Below are 17,079 nucleotides of genomic sequence, written 5' to 3'. Positions count from 1 at the left end.
CAGTTCTGTTCAGCACTTATGCGCCAGTGCACAAGCGCGTGCACGGATGCAGCACGGCGGGCCGGCGGCGGCAACATGCAGGGATGCGTGAAGACGGCTGCGCGAATGCGTGACCGCGTCCGGAGCGATCACGCCTGCGCGCGGTAACGTGCGCCGCATGCACCGCGATGCGTGCCCGGCGAGGTCACTGCGCGCGGACCGCGCCTGGCCGCGCTTACGGCCGCCAGTTGGCGTTGTGCTCCCAGAACGCCACGCTGCGCCGATAGGCGTCGCGATCCAGCGGCACGCCCGAGCCGCCCTCCTCCACGCCCAGCGCATTGCGCAGCATGGTGATCGGCGCCATCGGGATCTCCTGCGGCTCGGCGGTATACAGGCAACCGACCACGCCCCAGTCCGCCTCGATCGGCGCGCCCTCGTGTGCGAGCTGTTCGCGGCTGTAGAGGATCGGCAGCAGGTACTCGGCCACCGGCGGCTCGACCCCTTCGAACCAGCGCACCAGGACCGGCAGCTCTTCACGGCTGCGCGCCTCGTAGCCCGAACGCAGCAGGCGCCGGTTGGCGTCGGTGATCGGCACGGTCAGGCAGCGCGTCGAGGTCCAGTTGCGGTGCACGTGCAACTTGCAGAACGGTGCGTAGCCGTCCAGCACCTGCAGCGGCGTATGCGCGTTGAGGTGCTGCTCGAACTGCTCGGGCGTGCAGTCCTGGATCGCATTGCGGCGGCCATCGCGCGGGAACAGACGCGTGCGGGCAAACGGCGTGAGGACGATGGACATGGGGTGCATGGCAAACGAGGGCCCACAAGCGTAGCGCGCGGCAGGGTCGGTGCCCACCGCTGCCGCCGTCGCAGCCGGTGGCGCAAGGCCATGCGGAACAGCGCTCAGCGGAACTTGCGATACCTCGACTGGGCGCACTGTGGGAAGGACTTCAGTCCCGACGCCGTGCAAGGTTGGGTATCCAGCGGGCGTCGCTCGTCGCAGCTGCGTGACAGGTGTCCTGCAAATCGTGCATCCACCTGGCGACTACGGATGCGCCAAGGCGTAGTCGATCGCCGCGCGTACCGCCGCCACCTGCGCGGCGTTGCACTGCTGCGGCGTGGCGCTGGCGCTGTCCGGATACACCTCGGTAGTCGTGGTGTAGCGCGCGTCGGTGATGCCTGCACACAGACCCAGCCGCTTCACCGGGTAGTTGATGACCCCCGGCGCCGCCAGCGGCGTGCCGATGAGTTCGCCGGCGGCGTCGGCCGGCGCGATATGGGTGACCTGCGCGACTGCGGCCAGCACCGCCTGCTGGAACGCGGGCTGCGGGTTCTCGCTGTCGCCGACCAGGTAGAAACCGTCGGGAATGCCGCCCGGCGCGTAGGCGATGCCATCGCGCGCGGCCAGCGCCGGCCGGAATTCGGACTCGTCGCTGTCGGTGGTCTCGTGCAGGTCGATGTGCATGCGCACCCGATCGCGCAGCGGCGCGACCAGGCGCAGCAGCGCGGCCGATTCCTGCGCCGGGCTGTCGGCGCGGAACGAACGGTTGGGATCCAGCGCATCGGCGTTCCAGCGATGGATGCGCTCGTACGCCCACGGGCTCACGCACGGCGCCACCAGCAGGTTGGCGCGGCCGGTGTAGTCCTCGGCATGCTGCTGGGCGAACTGCAGCGCGCCGTGCACGCCGCTGGTCTCGTAACCATGCACGCCGCCGGTAACCAGCATGCACGGCAAGGCGTCGTCCCAGTTGCGGCTGCGCAAGGCCAGCAGCGGATAGCGCTCCTGCGCGTATGCCAGTTCCCCGTACGCGACCACCTCCCACTGCCCGCGCAGGCCTTCGATGACAGCGACCACCTCGTCCTGGTAGCTGCGCCGGCGCGGCTGACCCGCCAGCCAGGCCGCCTTCTCGGCCGCGCCCCAAGGCACGCCGGGGGTTCCGATCGGATAGAAGGCTGCGCTGGTCATGGTGCGGCTCCGCGTCGACAGGTGAGGGCGGCGACTGTAGCAAAGCGCATGGGCCGCGATGCGGCATGTGCCATGAATGGAGCGCGCACGGCGCTCCCGAGCGGAAGCGGATGCCGATCCCGCTTTCGTACGCTGTCGCCATGAATACGTATGTAGCGCCCGCATGTTGCGCCGCGATGCGCGCTTAGCATCCTCCGGCCGCACGCCAGCCCCGCGGCGACGTCATGTCCCTGTCCTGCAGGCGTCCTGCCTGCGCCCACGCACCGAGGAGATCGAACGATGCGCGTCCCATCCGCTGCAAATCGTCTGCTGCGCCTGCACCGCTGGCGCAGCCTGCTGGTCGGCCTGCTGCTGCTCCTGGCCACCGCCAGCGCCCAGGCCGACGTCATCCTGCATGCCTTCAACTGGCCCTACGCCACCGTGGAAGCGCGTGCCGCGCAGATCGCCGCCGCCGGCTACCGCAAGGTGCTGGTGGCGCCGGCCTACCGCTCGCAGGGCGACGCCTGGTGGGCGCGCTACCAGCCGCAGGACATGCGCCTGATCGACAACCCGCTCGGCGACACCGACGCCTTCGCCAGCATGGTGCAGGCGCTGAAGGCGGTGGGCGTGGAGACCTATGCCGACGTGGTGCTCAACCACATGGCCAACGAAGCGGCCACGCGCTCGGACCTGAACTACCCTGGCAGCGCGGTGCTCGGCCAGTACGCCGCCAATCCGCAGCGCTATGCGTCGCTGCGACTGTTCGGCGACCTCTCGCAGAATTTCCTCAGCGCCAACGATTTCGGCCCGGCGCAGTGCATCACCAACTACAACGATCCCTACCAGGTGCGCACCTACCGCATCTGCGGCGGCGGCAACGATCCCGGCCTGCCGGATCTGGTCGGCAACGACTGGGTGGTGCAGCAGCAGCGCAACTACCTGCTGGCGCTGAAGGCGCTGGGCGTGACCGGCTTCCGCATCGACGCGGCCAAGCACATGACCTTCGACCATTTGAACAAGGTGCTCGATGCGCAGGTGCGCTCCGGGGTGATGGTGTTCGGCGAGGTGATCACCGGCGGCGGCAGCGGCAACTCCGACTACGACCAGTTTCTGGCACCGTACCTGCAGGCCACCCCGCACGCCGCCTACGACTTCCCGCTGTTCAACTCGGTGCGCAACGCCTTCGCCTACGGCGGCAGCATGGACCTGCTGGTGGATCCGGGCGCCTACGGCCAGGCGCTGCCCGGTGCGCGCGCGGTGACTTTCGCCATCACCCACGACATCCCCAACAACGCCGGCTTCCGCTACGCGATCATGGACCCGGTCGACGAGACCCTGGCCTACGCCTACCTGCTCGGCCGCGACGGCGGCGTGCCGATGGTGTACTCGGACAACAACGAGAGCGGCGACAACCGCTGGGTCAACGCCTACCAGCGCGACGACCTCAAGCGCATGGTCGGCTTCCACAACGCCGCACAGGGCCGCGACATGCAGGTGCTGGCGCACGGCGCCTGCTACCTGCTGTTCCGCCGCGGCGACCTGGGCATCGTCGGCATCAACAAGTGCGGCAATACCGTCACCGCCGCGGTACCGATGAACGGCAGCGTATTGCGCTGGAACGTCGACTACACCGATGCGCTGGGTTCCGGCAGCGTGGTGCGTATTTCCAGCGGCAGCTACACCTTCAGCCTGCCGCCGCGGCAGGCGCGGATGTGGAAGCGCTGAGCCTGAGAGCGGACGCGGCGCGCCCACCGGCGCGCCGCGCGGGGAGCGCGTCGCCGCCCCCGGGCGCCGCGGCGATCGCGCGGCCGCGACCTATTGCACATCCATCCGGATGAAGAGATATACTCGCCACACCGCCCGCTGCGTTGCGCCCATGACCGCCATCAGCTTCGAGTTCTATCCGCCCAAGACCGACGAACAGCGCGCGCAGCTCGACCGCACCGCCGCGCGGCTGAAGGCCTACGCGCCGGAGTACGTGTCCTGCACCTTCGGTGCCGGCGGCTCGACCCTGAGCTACACCTCCGAGACCGTGCGTCACCTCAAGCAGCACCACCGTTTCGAGGCCGCGCCGCATCTGTCCTGCGTGGGCGGCAGCCGCGAGGAGATCCGCGAGTTGCTCAAGCTGTACCGCGCCATCGGCTGCCGCCGCCTGGTCGCGCTGCGTGGCGACCTGCCGTCGGGCATGGGCCACCCCGGCGACCTGCGCTATGCCGCCGACCTGATCGCCTTCATCCGCGCCGAGCACGGCGACGCCTTCCATCTGGAAGTGGGCGCGTATCCGGAGACGCATCCGCAGGCCCACGACGCGCTCAGCGACCTGCGCCACTTCAAGGCCAAGGTCGATGCCGGCGCCGATGCCGCCATCACCCAATACTTCTACAACGCCGACGCCTACTTCCACTTCGTCGACGCGGTCCGCAAGCTCGGCGTGCAGATCCCAATCGTGCCCGGCATCATGCCGATCTCCAACTTCAGCCAGCTGCGGCGTTTCTCCGAGCAGTGCGGCGCGGAAATCCCGCGCTGGATCGGCAAGCGCATGCAGGCCTACGGCGACGATGCCGAGGCCATTCGCGAGTTCGGTGCCGACGTGGTCGCCACCTTGTGCCAACGCCTGGTCGACGGCGGCGCGCCCGGGCTGCATTTCTATACGCTCAACCTGGCCAAGCCCACCACCAACGTCCTGGCACGTCTGCGCGGCGACGTCGCCGCCGGCTGAGTGTCGCGGCCGCTGGCCGAACGCTGGGATTGGGGATTCGGGATTAGAGATTGGTAACAGCGGCGCGCCGCCTCGCTTTGGCGAATCCCCAATCTCCAATCCCGAATCCCAGCGCTCGTAAGGCATTCGCTCCGCGGTCACACCGGCTGCGGCTACGCTGCGCCGATGCGCGCCCTTCCGCCGATATTGCTGCTCCTGTGCCTATGCGTGTTCGCCCCGCCTGCCATGGCGCAGCGGGTGAACCGGTGCAGCGGGCCCGACGGCACCACCGTGTTCAGCGATCGGCGCTGCGAGGACGTCGGCGCGATCGACCGGCTACCGCCACCGGCGGCGCCCGGCAATGTCGGCAGCGCCGCTCGCGGCCTGGCGCCGCCGCAGTGCGTGCGCCGGCTCAGCGTGCTGGTCCAGCAGATCCGCAGTGCCGTGGACGCCCGCGACGTCAACCGGCTATCGGCACTGTACTGGTGGAACGGCGTCTCCGACGACGGCGCGCAGCGCATCTTCGACCGTCTGGAGGCGATCGTGCGCCGCCCCTTGGTGGCGATCGTGCCGGTGTTGCCGGAGACCGGCGGGACGACCGCTCCCGCAGCCGGTACGTCGTCGACAGCCGCGTCCGCGACAACGGCCACGTCGGCCGCGGCGGATGCCGACGGTGGCGAGGCACCATCGCGCCCGCATCCGACCGGCCTGCGTCTGCAGCAGACCCTCGCCGGCAGCATCACCCCCGCCTCCACCGTGCTGGACCTGCGCCGGCAGTACGACTGCTTCTGGATCAGTTTCTGAGGAGCCGGGAATGGGGAATGGGGATTGGGGAATCGCAACAACGGCATCCCGTACGCGCCACCCTACTCTCGCGCAGGAGCGCACCGGCCTAGTTGGAGGATCACTGTGGGAGGGACTTCAGTCCCGACGCATTGCGCCATCGGAAAGCACGCCACCTCTTCTGAGGAGCCGGGATTCGGGAATGGGGATTGGGGAATCGCAACAGCGGCATCCCGTACGCACCACCCTACTCTCGAGCAGGAGCGGCACCGGCCTCGTTGGAGGATCACTGTGGGAGGGACTTCAGTCCCGACGCATTGCGCCATCGGAAGCACGCCACTTCGCGTTTCGCGGCTGCATGACAGTTGACCAGGGGAGCGGTTGCTGCCGCCCCACTCACGCCACATCGGCCGCCAGCGGCCACAGCCCGCGGATCGCGGCGATGCCCTGGCCGCCATGGCGGCGCGCCTCGGCGACGTGCGTCGACGCCAGGCCGCCGATCGGATAGATCGGCAGGGCGACCTGCTCGCGCAGGCGCTCGAACGCCTCCCAGCCCAGCGGCGCGGCGCCTGGGTGGCTGGCGGTGGGGGCCAGCGGCCCGACCACCGCGAAATCGCAGCCGATGCGCTGCGCCGCCTGCAATTCTTCGACGGTATGACAGGACGCCGCCACGGCCTGCCCGGCCGGCAACGGGCGCGCCTGCCACTGCGGCAACTGCTCCGCGCCCAGGTGCACGCCGACACCCAGTTCCTGTGCCAGCGCCACGTCGCGGTTGAGCAGCACCTGCGCGCCACGCGTCGCGCACAGCGTCGCCGCGGTCCGCGCCAGCGGCGCCCACTGCTCGGCCGGCAGGCTGCGCGCACGCAACTGCACGCGGCGCACGCCGGCGTCCAGCGCGCGCTCCAGCGCCGCCAACCAGGGACCCGGCTCGGCCGGCTCCGGCGTCACCAGGTAGCAGGCGGGCTGGCGCAGCATCGCCACCACCGGCTGGTCGGCCGGCGGCATCGCGTAGCGACCCAGCTTGTCGGCGCTCACCCAGGTCAGCGCCTGGCCCTCGCGGCCGCGCGGCGTGCCCTTCCACGCCGCCACCTGGCGCACTTCCAGGCGCAGCCGCTTGTCCGGGTAGCGTTGCGGCACTTCCATCAGCCACTCGCCGACGACGGCCTCGATGCCCAGTTCCTCCTGCAACTCGCGCACCAACGCCTGCTCCGAGGTCTCGCCGGGTTCGCGCTTGCCGCCAGGGAATTCCCACAGCCCGGCGAGGTCGCGGCCCTCGGTACGACGGGTCAGCAGGATACGGCCGCGCGCATCGGTGATGACGCCGGCGACGACATGAATGGATCTGAGCGGTTCGGACATGGCCCAAGCTTGCCGTTTCCGGCAGCGCCAGCGCAATCAACCAGGGTCACATTGGCGCCGATCGGCTGTGGAGGGCAGCGACGCCCACGCAGCCAGGCAGTCCCCAGGCGATGGCCTTTTTGGCGGCGCGCCACTGATGGCAGGCGCTACCGCAGCAACGCCAGAGCGTCATCGGAAATGGCCGTGAGGGGGCGCTGGTCCGCCTGCAACGCTGCCCGGCGCGCGACGCGCAACGCGCTGCGGCGGCGCGCATGGCGGTGATTGCCGCACTTCCACCACCGCCGCCCGCTCAGGCGCCCAGGCTGTGGCCGATCCGCCACAGCACGCCACCGGGGTCGTGCAGGGTGAAGTCGCGCATGCCCCAGGGACGGTCCCCGGGCTCGCCCAGGCGCGCGCCGTAACGGCCCGCCAGGTCGGCTGCATGCAGCCGCCGCCACCAGGCATCGGCGTCCTCCACCCACAGATGCAGCACGAGGTTGCGCGCCAGCCCCGCGTGGTAGAAATCCTGCAGCAGGAACGCGCAACGGTCGCCATGGCGGAAGCAGATCAGGCCGTCGCCGAGCGGCTCGGGCGCGAAGCCTACGTCGGCATAGAACCGCGCCGACAGCGCGAGATCCTGCGCCGGCACGAAGACCTTCAGTTCCAGGCTGGGCGAAGGCTCCACGGCAGGCCTACAGAGGCAATGGCGACATCGGCCAGCCTACGCGCCGCACGCACGATACGCCACGTCGGCAAGCGCATCGCTCCAAGCCCTTCCCAAAAACAGAATGCCCCGCGCAAGGCGGGGCTATTCGCAAACGTGTGATCGATCCGACACCTGCATCCGTCGCTCACTCCTTCACCGAAGGGAGTGCACGAGCCGGCGTGGGGGTGTCATGGCTGGCGCCCCGGCACCCACAGCGTGCGACGCCGAATGCGGAGCCGCCACGCGATTGCGCAGCGCTCCGCGCAACGCCAGGCTCAGCTCAGCTGGCCGTGGCAGTGCTTGTACTTCTTGCCACTGCCGCAGGGGCACGGATCGTTGCGACCGACCTTCGGCGCTTCGCGGGTCACCTGCGCCACGGTCGGCGCACCCGCCTCGCCGCGCTGCACCTGCTCGGCTTCCTCGTCGGCGCCGTAACCGCCGGCATCCTGGTGCTGGAACTGGGCCTGGCGCAACTGCGCCTCCACCTGCTGGCGCTCCTGCGCTTCGAGCGCGGCCACTTCCTCCTCGCTGCGGATGCGCACCCGCGCCAGCAGGGTCACCACTTCGCGCTTGGCGTGCTCCAGCATCTCCGAGAACAGCTCGAACGCTTCCTTCTTGTATTCCTGCTTGGGCTGCTTCTGCGCGTAGCCGCGCAGGTGGATGCCCTGGCGCAGGTAGTCCATGCGCGCCAGATGCTCCTTCCAGCTCTGGTCGAGCACGGTCAGCATCACGTGCTTCTCCAGCGCGCGCATGGTCTCGCCGCCGATCGCCGATTCCTTCTCGCGGAAATGGCGGTCCACTTCCTCGCGCACCTTCTCGACGATACCGTCCGCGTCCAGTTCCTCGTGGCGCTTGACCAGGTCGGTGATCGACAGCGACAGGCCGAGTTCGTTGGCCAGCGTGGCTTCCAGGCCCGGCAGGTCCCACTGGTCGTCCACCGAGTTCGGCGGCACGAAGCGCGAGACGATGTCGTAGATCACGTCGTCGCGGATGCCGTCGACGTTCTCCTTGACCGACTCGGCGTCCAGCAGTTCGTCGCGCTGGGCGTAGATCACCTTGCGCTGGTCGTTGTTGACGTCGTCGAAGTCGAGCAGGTTCTTGCGGATGTCGAAGTTGTGCGCCTCGACCTTGCGCTGTGCCTTCTCGATCTGCCGGCTGACCAGCTTGTCCTCGATGACGTCGTCTTCCTTCATGCCCATCATGCGCATCGCCTTCTGCACCCAGTCGGAGGCGAAGATGCGCATCAGGTTGTCTTCCAGCGACAGGTAGAACCGCGAGGAACCCGGGTCGCCCTGGCGGCCGGAACGGCCGCGCAGCTGGTTGTCGATACGCCGCGACTCGTGGCGCTCGGTGCCGATGATGTGCAGGCCGCCGGCGGCCTTGACCGCGTCGTGGCGCTCCTGCCAGGCCGCCTTCAGACGCGCGCGCGTCGCGTCATCAAGCTCCTCGCCCAGCGCGTGCAGTTCGGCTTCCAGCGAGCCGCCGAGCACGATGTCGGTACCGCGGCCGGCCATGTTGGTGGCGATGGTCACCGCGCCCGGCTGGCCGGCGTTGGCGACGATCTGCGCTTCGCGCTCGTGCTGCTTGGCGTTGAGCACTTCGTGCTTCACGCCCGCCTTGCGCAGGTGCTCGGACAGCATCTCCGAGGTCTCGATCGAGGTGGTGCCGACCAGCACCGGCTGGCCGCGCTTGGCGCAGTCCTCGATGTCGGCCAGCACCGCGTTGAACTTGCCCTGGCGGTTGAGGAACACCTGGTCCGGCCAGTCCTTGCGGATGGTCGGGCGGTTGGTCGGGATCACCACCACTTCCAGGCCGTAGATGCTCTGGAACTCGTAGGCTTCGGTATCGGCCGTACCGGTCATGCCGGACAGCTTCTTGTACATGCGGAACAGGTTCTGGAAGGTGATGCTGGCCAGCGTCTGGTTCTCGCGCTGCACCGGCACGCCTTCCTTCGCCTCCACCGCCTGGTGCAGGCCGTCGGACCAACGGCGGCCCGGCAGGGTGCGGCCGGTGAACTCGTCGACGATCACCACCTCGCCGTCGCGCACGATGTAATCGACGTCGCGCTGGTAGATCGCGTGTGCGCGCAGCGCCGCGTTGAGGTGGTGGACCACGCTCAGGTTCTGCGCGCCGTACAGGCGGTCTTCCTCGTCGGTGAGGATGCCGGCGGCGCGCAGCAGTTCTTCGGCGTGCTCCATGCCCGCTTCGGACAGGTGCACCTGCTTGCCCTTCTCGTCGACCCAGAAGTCGCCCTCGCCCTCTTCCGACTCCTGCTTGACCAGCTGCGGCACGATGCGGTTGACGCGGATGTACAGCTCCGGCGACTCGTCGGCCGGGCCGGAGATGATCAGCGGGGTACGCGCTTCGTCGATCAGGATCGAGTCGACCTCGTCGACGATGGCGTAGTTGAGGCCGCGCTGGAAGCGGTCGGCCTTGGACAGCGCCATGTTGTCGCGCAGGTAGTCGAAGCCGAATTCGTTGTTGGTGCCGTAGGTGATGTCGGCGGCGTAGGCGGCGTGCTTGTCGCTGTGCGGCATGCCCGGGTACACCACGCCCACGCTCAGGCCCAGCCAGTTGTACAGCTTGCCCATCTGCGCGGCGTCGCGGCGCGCCAGGTAGTCGTTGACGGTGACCACGTGCACGCCCTTGTCTTCAAGCGCGTTGAGGTACACCGGCAGCGTCGCGACCAGGGTCTTGCCCTCGCCGGTGCGCATTTCCGCGATCTTGCCCAGGTGCAGGACCATGCCGCCGATCAACTGCACGTCGTAGTGGCGCATGCCCAGCACGCGTCGGCTGGCCTCGCGGCACACCGCGAACGCTTCCGGCAGCACCTTGTCCAGGGTCTCGCCGCCGGCGATGCGCCCACGCAGTTCCGGGGTCTTGGCCTGCAGCTGCTCGTCGGAGAGCTGCTCCATCTCCGGCTCCAGCGCATTGATCTTGGCGACGATACGGTGGAGCTGGCGCAGTTGGCGCTCGTTGCGGCTACCGAAAACGCGAGTAAGCAGACTGTTGATCATTGAAGGAACCGGTTGGAAAGGAACGCCTCGACGGCCCGATCCCCAGGGAATCGACGGACCGCAAACGAAACAGGGCGCGAGGCGCCCTGTCGATGGCAAAGCACATTGTAGCTTGGGGCGGCGCCCGGCGATTCAAGCGCCGGCACGCCAGCCCCCGCGCGGCTCAGCCACGGCCGCGGCGGCCCACCGGAATGGCGCCATCGCCGAGGAACTTGGCCGGGTTCACCACCACCCCGTCCTTCCAGACCTCGAAATGCACGTGGGCGCCGGTGGAACGGCCGGTGGAGCCGGCCTTGGCCACTTCCTGGCCGACCCGCACCAGGTCGCCGACCTTCACCGACAGCCGCGAATTGTGCGCGTAACGGGTGACATAGCCATTGCCGTGGTCGACCTCGACCACGTTGCCGTAGCCGCCGCGCACGCCGGCGTAGCTGACCACGCCGTCGGCCACCGCCAGCACCGGATCGCCGACGTTGGCGTGGAAGTCGATGCCCTTGTGATTGCCGGTGCCGCGGCCGAACGGATCGGCGCGGCCGCCGAAGGCCGAGGTGATGTAGCTGTTGCGGATCGGCATCCGCGAAGGCACCGCGTTCTGGTCCAGCTGGTGGTCGAACAGCAGCGATTCCAGCACCGACAGCTGCTGGCCGGAGGTGGCGAACTGCTGCTGCAGCCCGTCCAGTTCCTTGCCGAGATGCTGCGCGGGCATGTCGTGGCTGGGTTCGTCGTCGCCGCCACCGACGCCGACCGGCTGGTCGAAATCGAACTCGCCGTCCTGCAGCTTGCCCATGCGGGTCAGGCGATCGCCGAGCGCGTTGAGCCGGGTCGCCTGCGCCTGCAGTTCGCCCAGCCGCGCCGCCAGGGCGTTGACCTGGGTCTGCGCGTCGCGGCGCACCTGCGCCAGTTCCTGGTCCTGCCGCTCGAGCTTGGCGCGCATCTGCGCCGAACCACCCCATCCGGCTGCGGCGCTGACGCCGATGCCGAGTACCATGCCGAGGCCGAGCACCGCACCGAGCGCGGCGAGGGGGCGACGATCGGCGAATTCGCGCAATCGCCACGGCAACGTCTTGACCCCCTTTTCACTGGAACGGATTACGATCTTCTTGAACGTCATATGAGTTTTCATGTCTAAGCGAAAGTCCGGCGAAGGCCATACCGCCACGCCGCAGCCGGCGCTGGACGCCGCACTGGCGGACAAGGCGGGCGACCCGTTGCGCCGCGCCCTGTGGCTCGACGCGCTGGACCGGCAGTTACGCCCCCATCTGCCGCCGAACCTGGCGCCCCGTTGCCGGTTGGCCAATGTGAACGGCGAACAGCTCGTTTTTCTCGTTGAGTCTCCGGTCTGGCACGCCCGGGTCAGGCTGGCCGAGGCCGACATCCTTGCTGCGGCCCGTTCCCTCGGGCTGAAAGCCACCAAAGTGACCGTCAAGACTGCGACTGCACCCGCGCATTCCCCAATGCAGCAGGCAAGAAGCACGCCGGCTCCGGTTTCTGCGGCCACGCACAAGGGGTTGCGCGAGGCCCTGGCTTCCCTGCAGGACGTCGTCTCCGCGACGCCCGATGCGACCACGGGCTCCGACCGTGGCCGTCGACGTACGTAGACACGCACGCCGCGACCGACGCATCCTAGCGGGCGTCGGGCGCGAGGTCGTTACCGATTCGTTAAATCGGCGTTAAGGGGAGAAGAAGGAACGGCCGATTGCCGATTCCGTGATACCCACCCGGCCGTCACCGGGTTGAACGGTTCAGGCGTAAGCCGCCGCCCCGTAAGCCACCGGCGCCTGCTGCGCGGCGGATTCGAAGCTGACCCACTCCCAGGCCGCCTGTTCGGCGAGCAGGGCACGGACCAGCTTGTTGTTCAGTGCGTGACCGGACTTGTAGCCCTCGTAGGCGCCGAGGATGGCACCGCCGGCGAGGTACAGGTCGCCGATCGCATCGAGGATCTTGTGGCGCACGAACTCGTCGGCGTAGCGCAGGCCGTCGTCGTTGAGCACGCGGAACTCGTCGAGCACGATGGCGTTGTCCATCGAACCGCCGAGGCCGAGGTTGCGCTCGCGCATGTACTCCAGGTCGCGCATGAAGCCGAAGGTGCGCGCGCGGGAGATTTCCTTGATGTAGGCCATCGTCGAGAACTCGATCTCCTGGCGCGACTGCTTGGCCGGGATCATCGGGTGGTCGAACTGGATGGTGAAACCGAGCTTGTAGCCGCCGTCGTAGGGCACGAAACGGGCGATCTTGTCGCCGTCGCGCACTTCGACCTCGCGCTTGATGCGGATGAAGCGCTTGGCCTTGTCCTGCTCGACGATGCCCGCCGACTGCAGCAGGAACACGAACGGACCGGCCGAGCCGTCCATGATCGGCAGTTCGGCCGAGGACAGTTCGACGATGGCGTTGTCCACGCCGAGGCCGGCCATCGCCGACATCAGGTGCTCCACCGTCTGGATCTTGGCCTGGCCGCGGCTCAGGCCGGTGCACAGCGTGGTCTCGGTGACCAGCTCGGCATCGGCCGGCACGTCCACCGCCGGATCCAGGTCCACGCGTCGGAACACGATGCCGTGGTCGGCCGGTGCGGGGCGCAGGGTCATGTAGACCTTGTCGCCGCTGTGCAGGCCCACGCCGGTGGCGCGGATCGTGTTCTTGAGGGTGCGTTGCTGGGTCATGGCAGACAGTCTGGGAACGTCTGTTCGCACGGGAACTGAACAGACAACGAGAATATCACGCGTTTAGCTAAATTTTAACAAAGCGGTCACAGCATCCCATCGGTGCAACGCTGGCCCGTTCCGGCGTCGCGGTCGCAAAAACCTGCCGGGTCGCGGGGACCCGGCAGCAAGGGACACGGCGCGCCGGCCAGGGAGGCGCTCCCGGACGGCGGTGTTGCGGGCCGGCGCGCGCGCCGGCCGATGATGCAGACCTCAGTCGGCCTGACGGCGCAGGAACGCCGGGATGTCCAGGTAGTCGCTCGGCAGGTCGGCCGCGGCCGGCGCCGGGGCGGACGCCGCGGTGCTCATCGACTCGCCGCTCGGACGACGCAGGCCCAGGCCCATCGCACCGCCGACCGCCTTGGACACGGCGTCGCCGCCGTGCTCGAAGTCGCCGAACTCCGGCTGGCCGGTGGTGGCGTTGCGCACCAGCTTGATCGGCGCACGCTGCTCCGGACGCTGCGACTGGCGCGACACCGCACGGTTCAGGCCGGTGGCGACCACGGTCACGCGCACTTCGTCCTGCATGTCCGGATCCAGCACGGTGCCGACCACCACGGTGGCGTCCTCGGAGGAGAAGCCTTCGATGGTGCGGCCGATCTCGTCAAACTCGGCCATGGTGAAGTCCGGGCCGGCGGTGATGTTGACCAGGATGCCGTTGGCGCCGGCCAGGTTGACGTCGTCCAGCAGCGGGTTCTGGATCGCCGCTTCGGCGGCGGCCTGCGCGCGGTCGTCGCCGCGGGCCGAGCCGGTGCCCATCATCGCCAGGCCCATTTCCGACATCACGGTGCGCACGTCGGCGAAGTCGACGTTGATCAGGCCCGGACGCACGATCAGGTCGGCGATGCCCTGCACCGCGCCCTGCAGCACGTCGTTGGCGGCGCGGAACGCCTGGATCATGGTGGCGTTGCGGCCGAGCACGGTGATCAGCTTTTCATTCGGAATGGTGATCAGCGAGTCGCAGTGCTGGCTCAGTTCCTCGATGCCCTTCAGCGCCACCTGCATGCGGCGGCGGCCTTCGAACGGGAACGGCTTGGTGACCACGGCCACGGTCAGGATGCCCATTTCCTTGGCCAGCTGCGCCACCACCGGCGCGGCGCCGGTGCCGGTGCCGCCGCCCATGCCGGCGGTGATGAACACCATGTCCGCGCCCTGCAGCGCGTCCATGATGCGCTCGCGGTCTTCCAGCGCGGCCTGGCGGCCGACTTCCGGGTTCGCGCCCGCGCCCAGGCCCTTGGTGACGTTGGTGCCGAGCTGCAGCTGCAGCTTGGCGCCGCAGTTCTTGATCGCCTGCGAGTCGGTGTTGGCGGTGATGAACTCCACGCCGTCCACGCTGCTGCTGACCATGTGCGCGACCGCGTTGCCGCCGCCGCCGCCCACGCCGACCACCTTGATCACTGCATTGGGTGCCATCTTTTCAATCAGTTCGAAATGCGCCATGTCCGTTTCCTCTTTGAGCCGTGAATGGGGAATCGGGAATGGGGAATCGGATCGCTCCGTTCGCTGTCCCGACACCCGCATTTCGGCGAGTGTTGTTGTTTGGAAGCTGGGAATGGGGAATCGGGAGTGGGGACTCGCAACAGCGCGTCTCCAGCCCGGGACCTTTTCCTCAGCGGAATTGCAAAAAAACCACGCCTATCTACCTTCTCTCACCGCTCTCCACCGATCTCACCGCAGCACTGCCTTTGCCTTTGCCTTTGCCTTTGCTTTTGCTCTTACCCATTCCCAATTCCCGATTCACCATTCCCGGCTCTCAAAACTCGCCGCGATACCAGTTCTTCAATTTCTTGAACAAGCTGCCGGCGCGGCCGGTCGGCAGCGACGGGCGGCGCGGGTGTTCGATCTGGCTGCCCATCAGCAGCAGGCCCACGCCGGTGGCGTGGACCGGGTTGCCGACGACTTCGCCCAGGCCGGTGACGTGCTGGGGAATGCCCACGCGCACCGGCATCTGCACCATTTCCTCGGCCAGTTCGACCACGCCTTCCATCTTCGAGGCGCCGCCGGTCAGCACCATGCCGGCGCGCACCAGTTCCTCGAAGCCGGAGCGGCGCAGTTCCGCCTGCACCATCTCGAAGATTTCCTCGTAGCGGCCCTGCACCGCCTGCGCCAGCGAATGGCGCGGCATGCGCCGCGGCGGGCGGTCGCCGACGCTGGGCACCTGGATGCTTTCTTCCGCGGTGGCCAGCTGCGCCAGCGCGCAGGCGTAGCGCACCTTGATCTGCTCGGCTTCCGGGGTCGGCGTGCGCAGCATGTGCGCGATGTCGTTGGTGACGTGGTCGCCGGCGATCGGCAGCGAGGCGGTGTGGCAGATCGCGCCCTGCACGAACACCGCCAGGTCGGTGGTGCCGGCGCCCATGTCCACCAGCACCACGCCCAGCTCGCGCTCGTCGGCGGTCAGCACCGCCACCGAGGACGCCAGCGAGGACAGGATCAGATCGTCCACCTGCAGGCCGCAGCGCTGCACGCACTTGCTGATGTTGGCCGCGGCCGACTGCGCGCACACCACCAGGTGCGCGTGCACTTCCAGGCGCACGCCGGTCATGCCGACCGGGTTGCGGATGCCTTCCTGCGAATCGTCCAGCACGTACTCGCGCGGGATCGCGTGGAGGATGCGCTGGTCGGCCGGGATCGCCACCGCCTTGGCCGCTTCCAGCACGCGGTCCAGGTCGTTCCAGGTCACCTCGCCGTCGCGGATCGGCACGATGCCCGGCGAGTTCTTGCACTGCACGTGATTGCCGGAGATCGACGCGTACACCGAGCGGATCTCGCAGCCGGCCATCAGCTCGGCTTCCTCGATCGCGCGCTGGATCGACTGCACGGTGGATTCGATGTCCACCACCACGCCGCGCTTGAGCCCGCGCGATTCGTGCGAACCGATGCCGATCACCTCGATCGGGTTGCCGGGCGAGTATTCGCCGACCAGCGCGACGACCTTGGAGGTGCCGATGTCCAGTCCAACGATGAGGGATTTGTCGCCTTTGCGGTTCATGTCTTGGAGCCGGGAATAGAGAATCGGGAATGGGGAAGGGAGAAGAGCGGGCTCTCGCGATGGGATGGAGGGTCGGCCAGTGCCGCGTGCCGCGCGGGCTGGGCCGGCGCCGCGGGCTTCTTCTCCTTGCCCGGCTCCTTACTCGGCTCTTTGCTCTCGGGTACCCATGCCACGGTGAATCCGTTGGTGTAGCGCAGATCGGCGCGCGCCAGCGGCGGCTGGCCCGGCTGCAGCAATTGCGGCAGCACCCGGGCGAAGCGCTCCAGGCGGGCGCGCGCGTCGTCGCGGCCGACCACCACCTGCACGCCGTTGCCCAGCGCCAGCGACCAGCTGCCGCGCGCGTCCAGGGCCACGCCCTGCACCGGCAAACCCACCGGCGCGAACAGTGCGCGCGAGGTGTTGTACAGCGCGACCACGTCGGCGGCCTTGGCGTCCGGGCCGGCCAGATGCGGCAGCGCCACGTCGCGCAGTTCGTTGGGCAGGGCGAAGATGCGGCCCTGCTCGGACAGCATGCGGTCCGCACCCCAGCGCGCGAACGGGCGGTGTTCGACGACGCGCACTTCCAGCACGTCCGGCCAGCGCTTGCGCACGCGCGCGCTCTCCACCCACGGCAGGCGCTCGATCGCGTCCTGCGCATCCTGCAGACGCACCGCGAAGAAACCACGGCGCGCATACGGCAGCACCACCTGGCGCAACTGCTCGGCGGACACGCGCTTGAAATCGCCGCTCACCTGCAGCCGGCTCAGCGGCCAGCGCTCGGCCCCGACCCAGCCGTTGAGCACGGCCACGATCGGCAGCGCGACCAGGGCCAGCGCCAGCAGCCAGGCGAGGATGCGCAGGGAGGCGTTCATGCGCGCACCTTCGGGTGCGCGGGAATGGGGAATCGGGAATGGGGAATGGGGAAGGCACAAGCGGCCGCGCACGCGGCACCGCT

General features: G+C 68.6%; 14 protein-coding genes. 4 read left to right on the top strand and 10 right to left on the bottom strand.

Going from position 1 to position 17,079, the window contains the following annotated elements; genetic code table 11:
- Nucleotides 1-214: 214 nt before the first annotated feature.
- Both CEK69_RS03720 and CEK69_RS03715 read right to left on the bottom strand, forming a co-directional pair.
- Complete coding sequence (locus CEK69_RS03720; protein ID WP_017912964.1) at nucleotides 215-772, bottom strand: DUF3228 family protein; 558 nt, start codon at nucleotides 770-772, stop codon at nucleotides 215-217.
- 246 nt (nucleotides 773-1,018) lie between these two features.
- Nucleotides 1,019-1,939, bottom strand: a complete 921-nt coding sequence (locus CEK69_RS03715; RefSeq protein ID WP_152243913.1) for a M14 family metallocarboxypeptidase — start codon at nucleotides 1,937-1,939, stop codon at nucleotides 1,019-1,021.
- 333 nt (nucleotides 1,940-2,272) lie between these two features.
- Between CEK69_RS03715 and CEK69_RS03710 the strand changes: the two genes are divergently transcribed.
- From CEK69_RS03710 to CEK69_RS03700, 3 genes are all read left to right on the top strand, one after another.
- Nucleotides 2,273-3,643 carry an alpha-amylase family protein gene (locus CEK69_RS03710; RefSeq protein WP_173003390.1) on the top strand — a complete coding sequence of 457 codons (1,371 nt, stop codon included), beginning with the start codon at nucleotides 2,273-2,275 and terminating at the stop codon, nucleotides 3,641-3,643.
- Between the two features lie 151 nt (nucleotides 3,644-3,794).
- Nucleotides 3,795-4,637, top strand: a complete 843-nt coding sequence (gene metF / locus CEK69_RS03705) for a methylenetetrahydrofolate reductase [NAD(P)H] (protein ID WP_017909642.1) — start codon at nucleotides 3,795-3,797, stop codon at nucleotides 4,635-4,637.
- Between the two features lie 165 nt (nucleotides 4,638-4,802).
- Nucleotides 4,803-5,420 (top strand): DUF4124 domain-containing protein, encoded by a 618-nt coding sequence (locus CEK69_RS03700; RefSeq protein ID WP_026144490.1) that lies wholly within the window; start codon nucleotides 4,803-4,805, stop codon nucleotides 5,418-5,420.
- Nucleotides 5,421-5,795: 375 nt separating this feature from the next.
- Here CEK69_RS03700 and CEK69_RS03695 read toward each other — a convergent pair whose 3' ends face one another.
- From CEK69_RS03695 to CEK69_RS03680, 4 genes are all read right to left on the bottom strand, one after another.
- Nucleotides 5,796-6,758, bottom strand: a complete 963-nt coding sequence (locus CEK69_RS03695) for a Nudix family hydrolase (protein WP_152243909.1) — start codon at nucleotides 6,756-6,758, stop codon at nucleotides 5,796-5,798.
- Nucleotides 6,759-7,047: 289 nt separating this feature from the next.
- Nucleotides 7,048-7,422, bottom strand: a complete 375-nt coding sequence (locus CEK69_RS03690; RefSeq protein ID WP_148827891.1) for a VOC family protein — start codon at nucleotides 7,420-7,422, stop codon at nucleotides 7,048-7,050.
- A 296-nt stretch (nucleotides 7,423-7,718) separates the two neighbouring features.
- On the bottom strand, nucleotides 7,719-10,460 hold the full coding sequence (secA, locus tag CEK69_RS03685) for a preprotein translocase subunit SecA (protein WP_152243907.1): 2,742 nt from the start codon (nucleotides 10,458-10,460) through the stop codon (nucleotides 7,719-7,721).
- A 163-nt stretch (nucleotides 10,461-10,623) separates the two neighbouring features.
- The gene (locus CEK69_RS03680) at nucleotides 10,624-11,571 is read right to left on the bottom strand and encodes a M23 family metallopeptidase (protein WP_152243905.1); all 948 of its coding nucleotides are present in this window, start codon (nucleotides 11,569-11,571) and stop codon (nucleotides 10,624-10,626) included.
- A gap of 10 nt (nucleotides 11,572-11,581) precedes the next feature.
- Here CEK69_RS03680 and CEK69_RS03675 point away from each other — a divergent pair, with 10 nt between their 5' ends.
- On the top strand, nucleotides 11,582-12,058 hold the full coding sequence (locus tag CEK69_RS03675; protein ID WP_017909649.1) for a DUF721 domain-containing protein: 477 nt from the start codon (nucleotides 11,582-11,584) through the stop codon (nucleotides 12,056-12,058).
- Nucleotides 12,059-12,202: 144 nt separating this feature from the next.
- Here the strand turns inward: CEK69_RS03675 and lpxC are convergent, their stop codons facing one another.
- The 4 genes from lpxC to CEK69_RS03655 all read right to left on the bottom strand — a co-directional run bounded on the left by lpxC (nucleotide 12,203) and on the right by CEK69_RS03655 (nucleotide 16,996).
- The gene (gene lpxC / locus CEK69_RS03670; RefSeq protein WP_010340119.1) at nucleotides 12,203-13,117 is read right to left on the bottom strand and encodes a UDP-3-O-acyl-N-acetylglucosamine deacetylase; all 915 of its coding nucleotides are present in this window, start codon (nucleotides 13,115-13,117) and stop codon (nucleotides 12,203-12,205) included.
- 252 nt (nucleotides 13,118-13,369) lie between these two features.
- A complete protein-coding gene (ftsZ, locus tag CEK69_RS03665) occupies nucleotides 13,370-14,596 on the bottom strand; it encodes a cell division protein FtsZ (protein WP_017912957.1) in 1,227 nt (408 codons plus the stop codon).
- A 313-nt stretch (nucleotides 14,597-14,909) separates the two neighbouring features.
- Nucleotides 14,910-16,145: a cell division protein FtsA gene (gene ftsA / locus CEK69_RS03660; protein WP_010340121.1), complete on the bottom strand. Its 1,236-nt coding sequence runs from the start codon at nucleotides 16,143-16,145 to the stop codon at nucleotides 14,910-14,912.
- A complete protein-coding gene (locus tag CEK69_RS03655) occupies nucleotides 16,142-16,996 on the bottom strand; it encodes a cell division protein FtsQ/DivIB (protein ID WP_017912956.1) in 855 nt (284 codons plus the stop codon). Before CEK69_RS03655 ends, ftsA begins: the two co-directional genes overlap by 4 nt.
- Nucleotides 16,997-17,079: the final 83 nt, after the last annotated feature.

This window comes from Xanthomonas sp. LMG 12462 (assembly GCF_009192885.1).
Classification (GTDB): Bacteria; Pseudomonadota; Gammaproteobacteria; order Xanthomonadales; family Xanthomonadaceae; genus Xanthomonas_A; species Xanthomonas_A sontii.
Note: the sequence above shows the minus strand (reverse complement) of the source record. Positions and strands in the feature narration are given on the sequence as shown.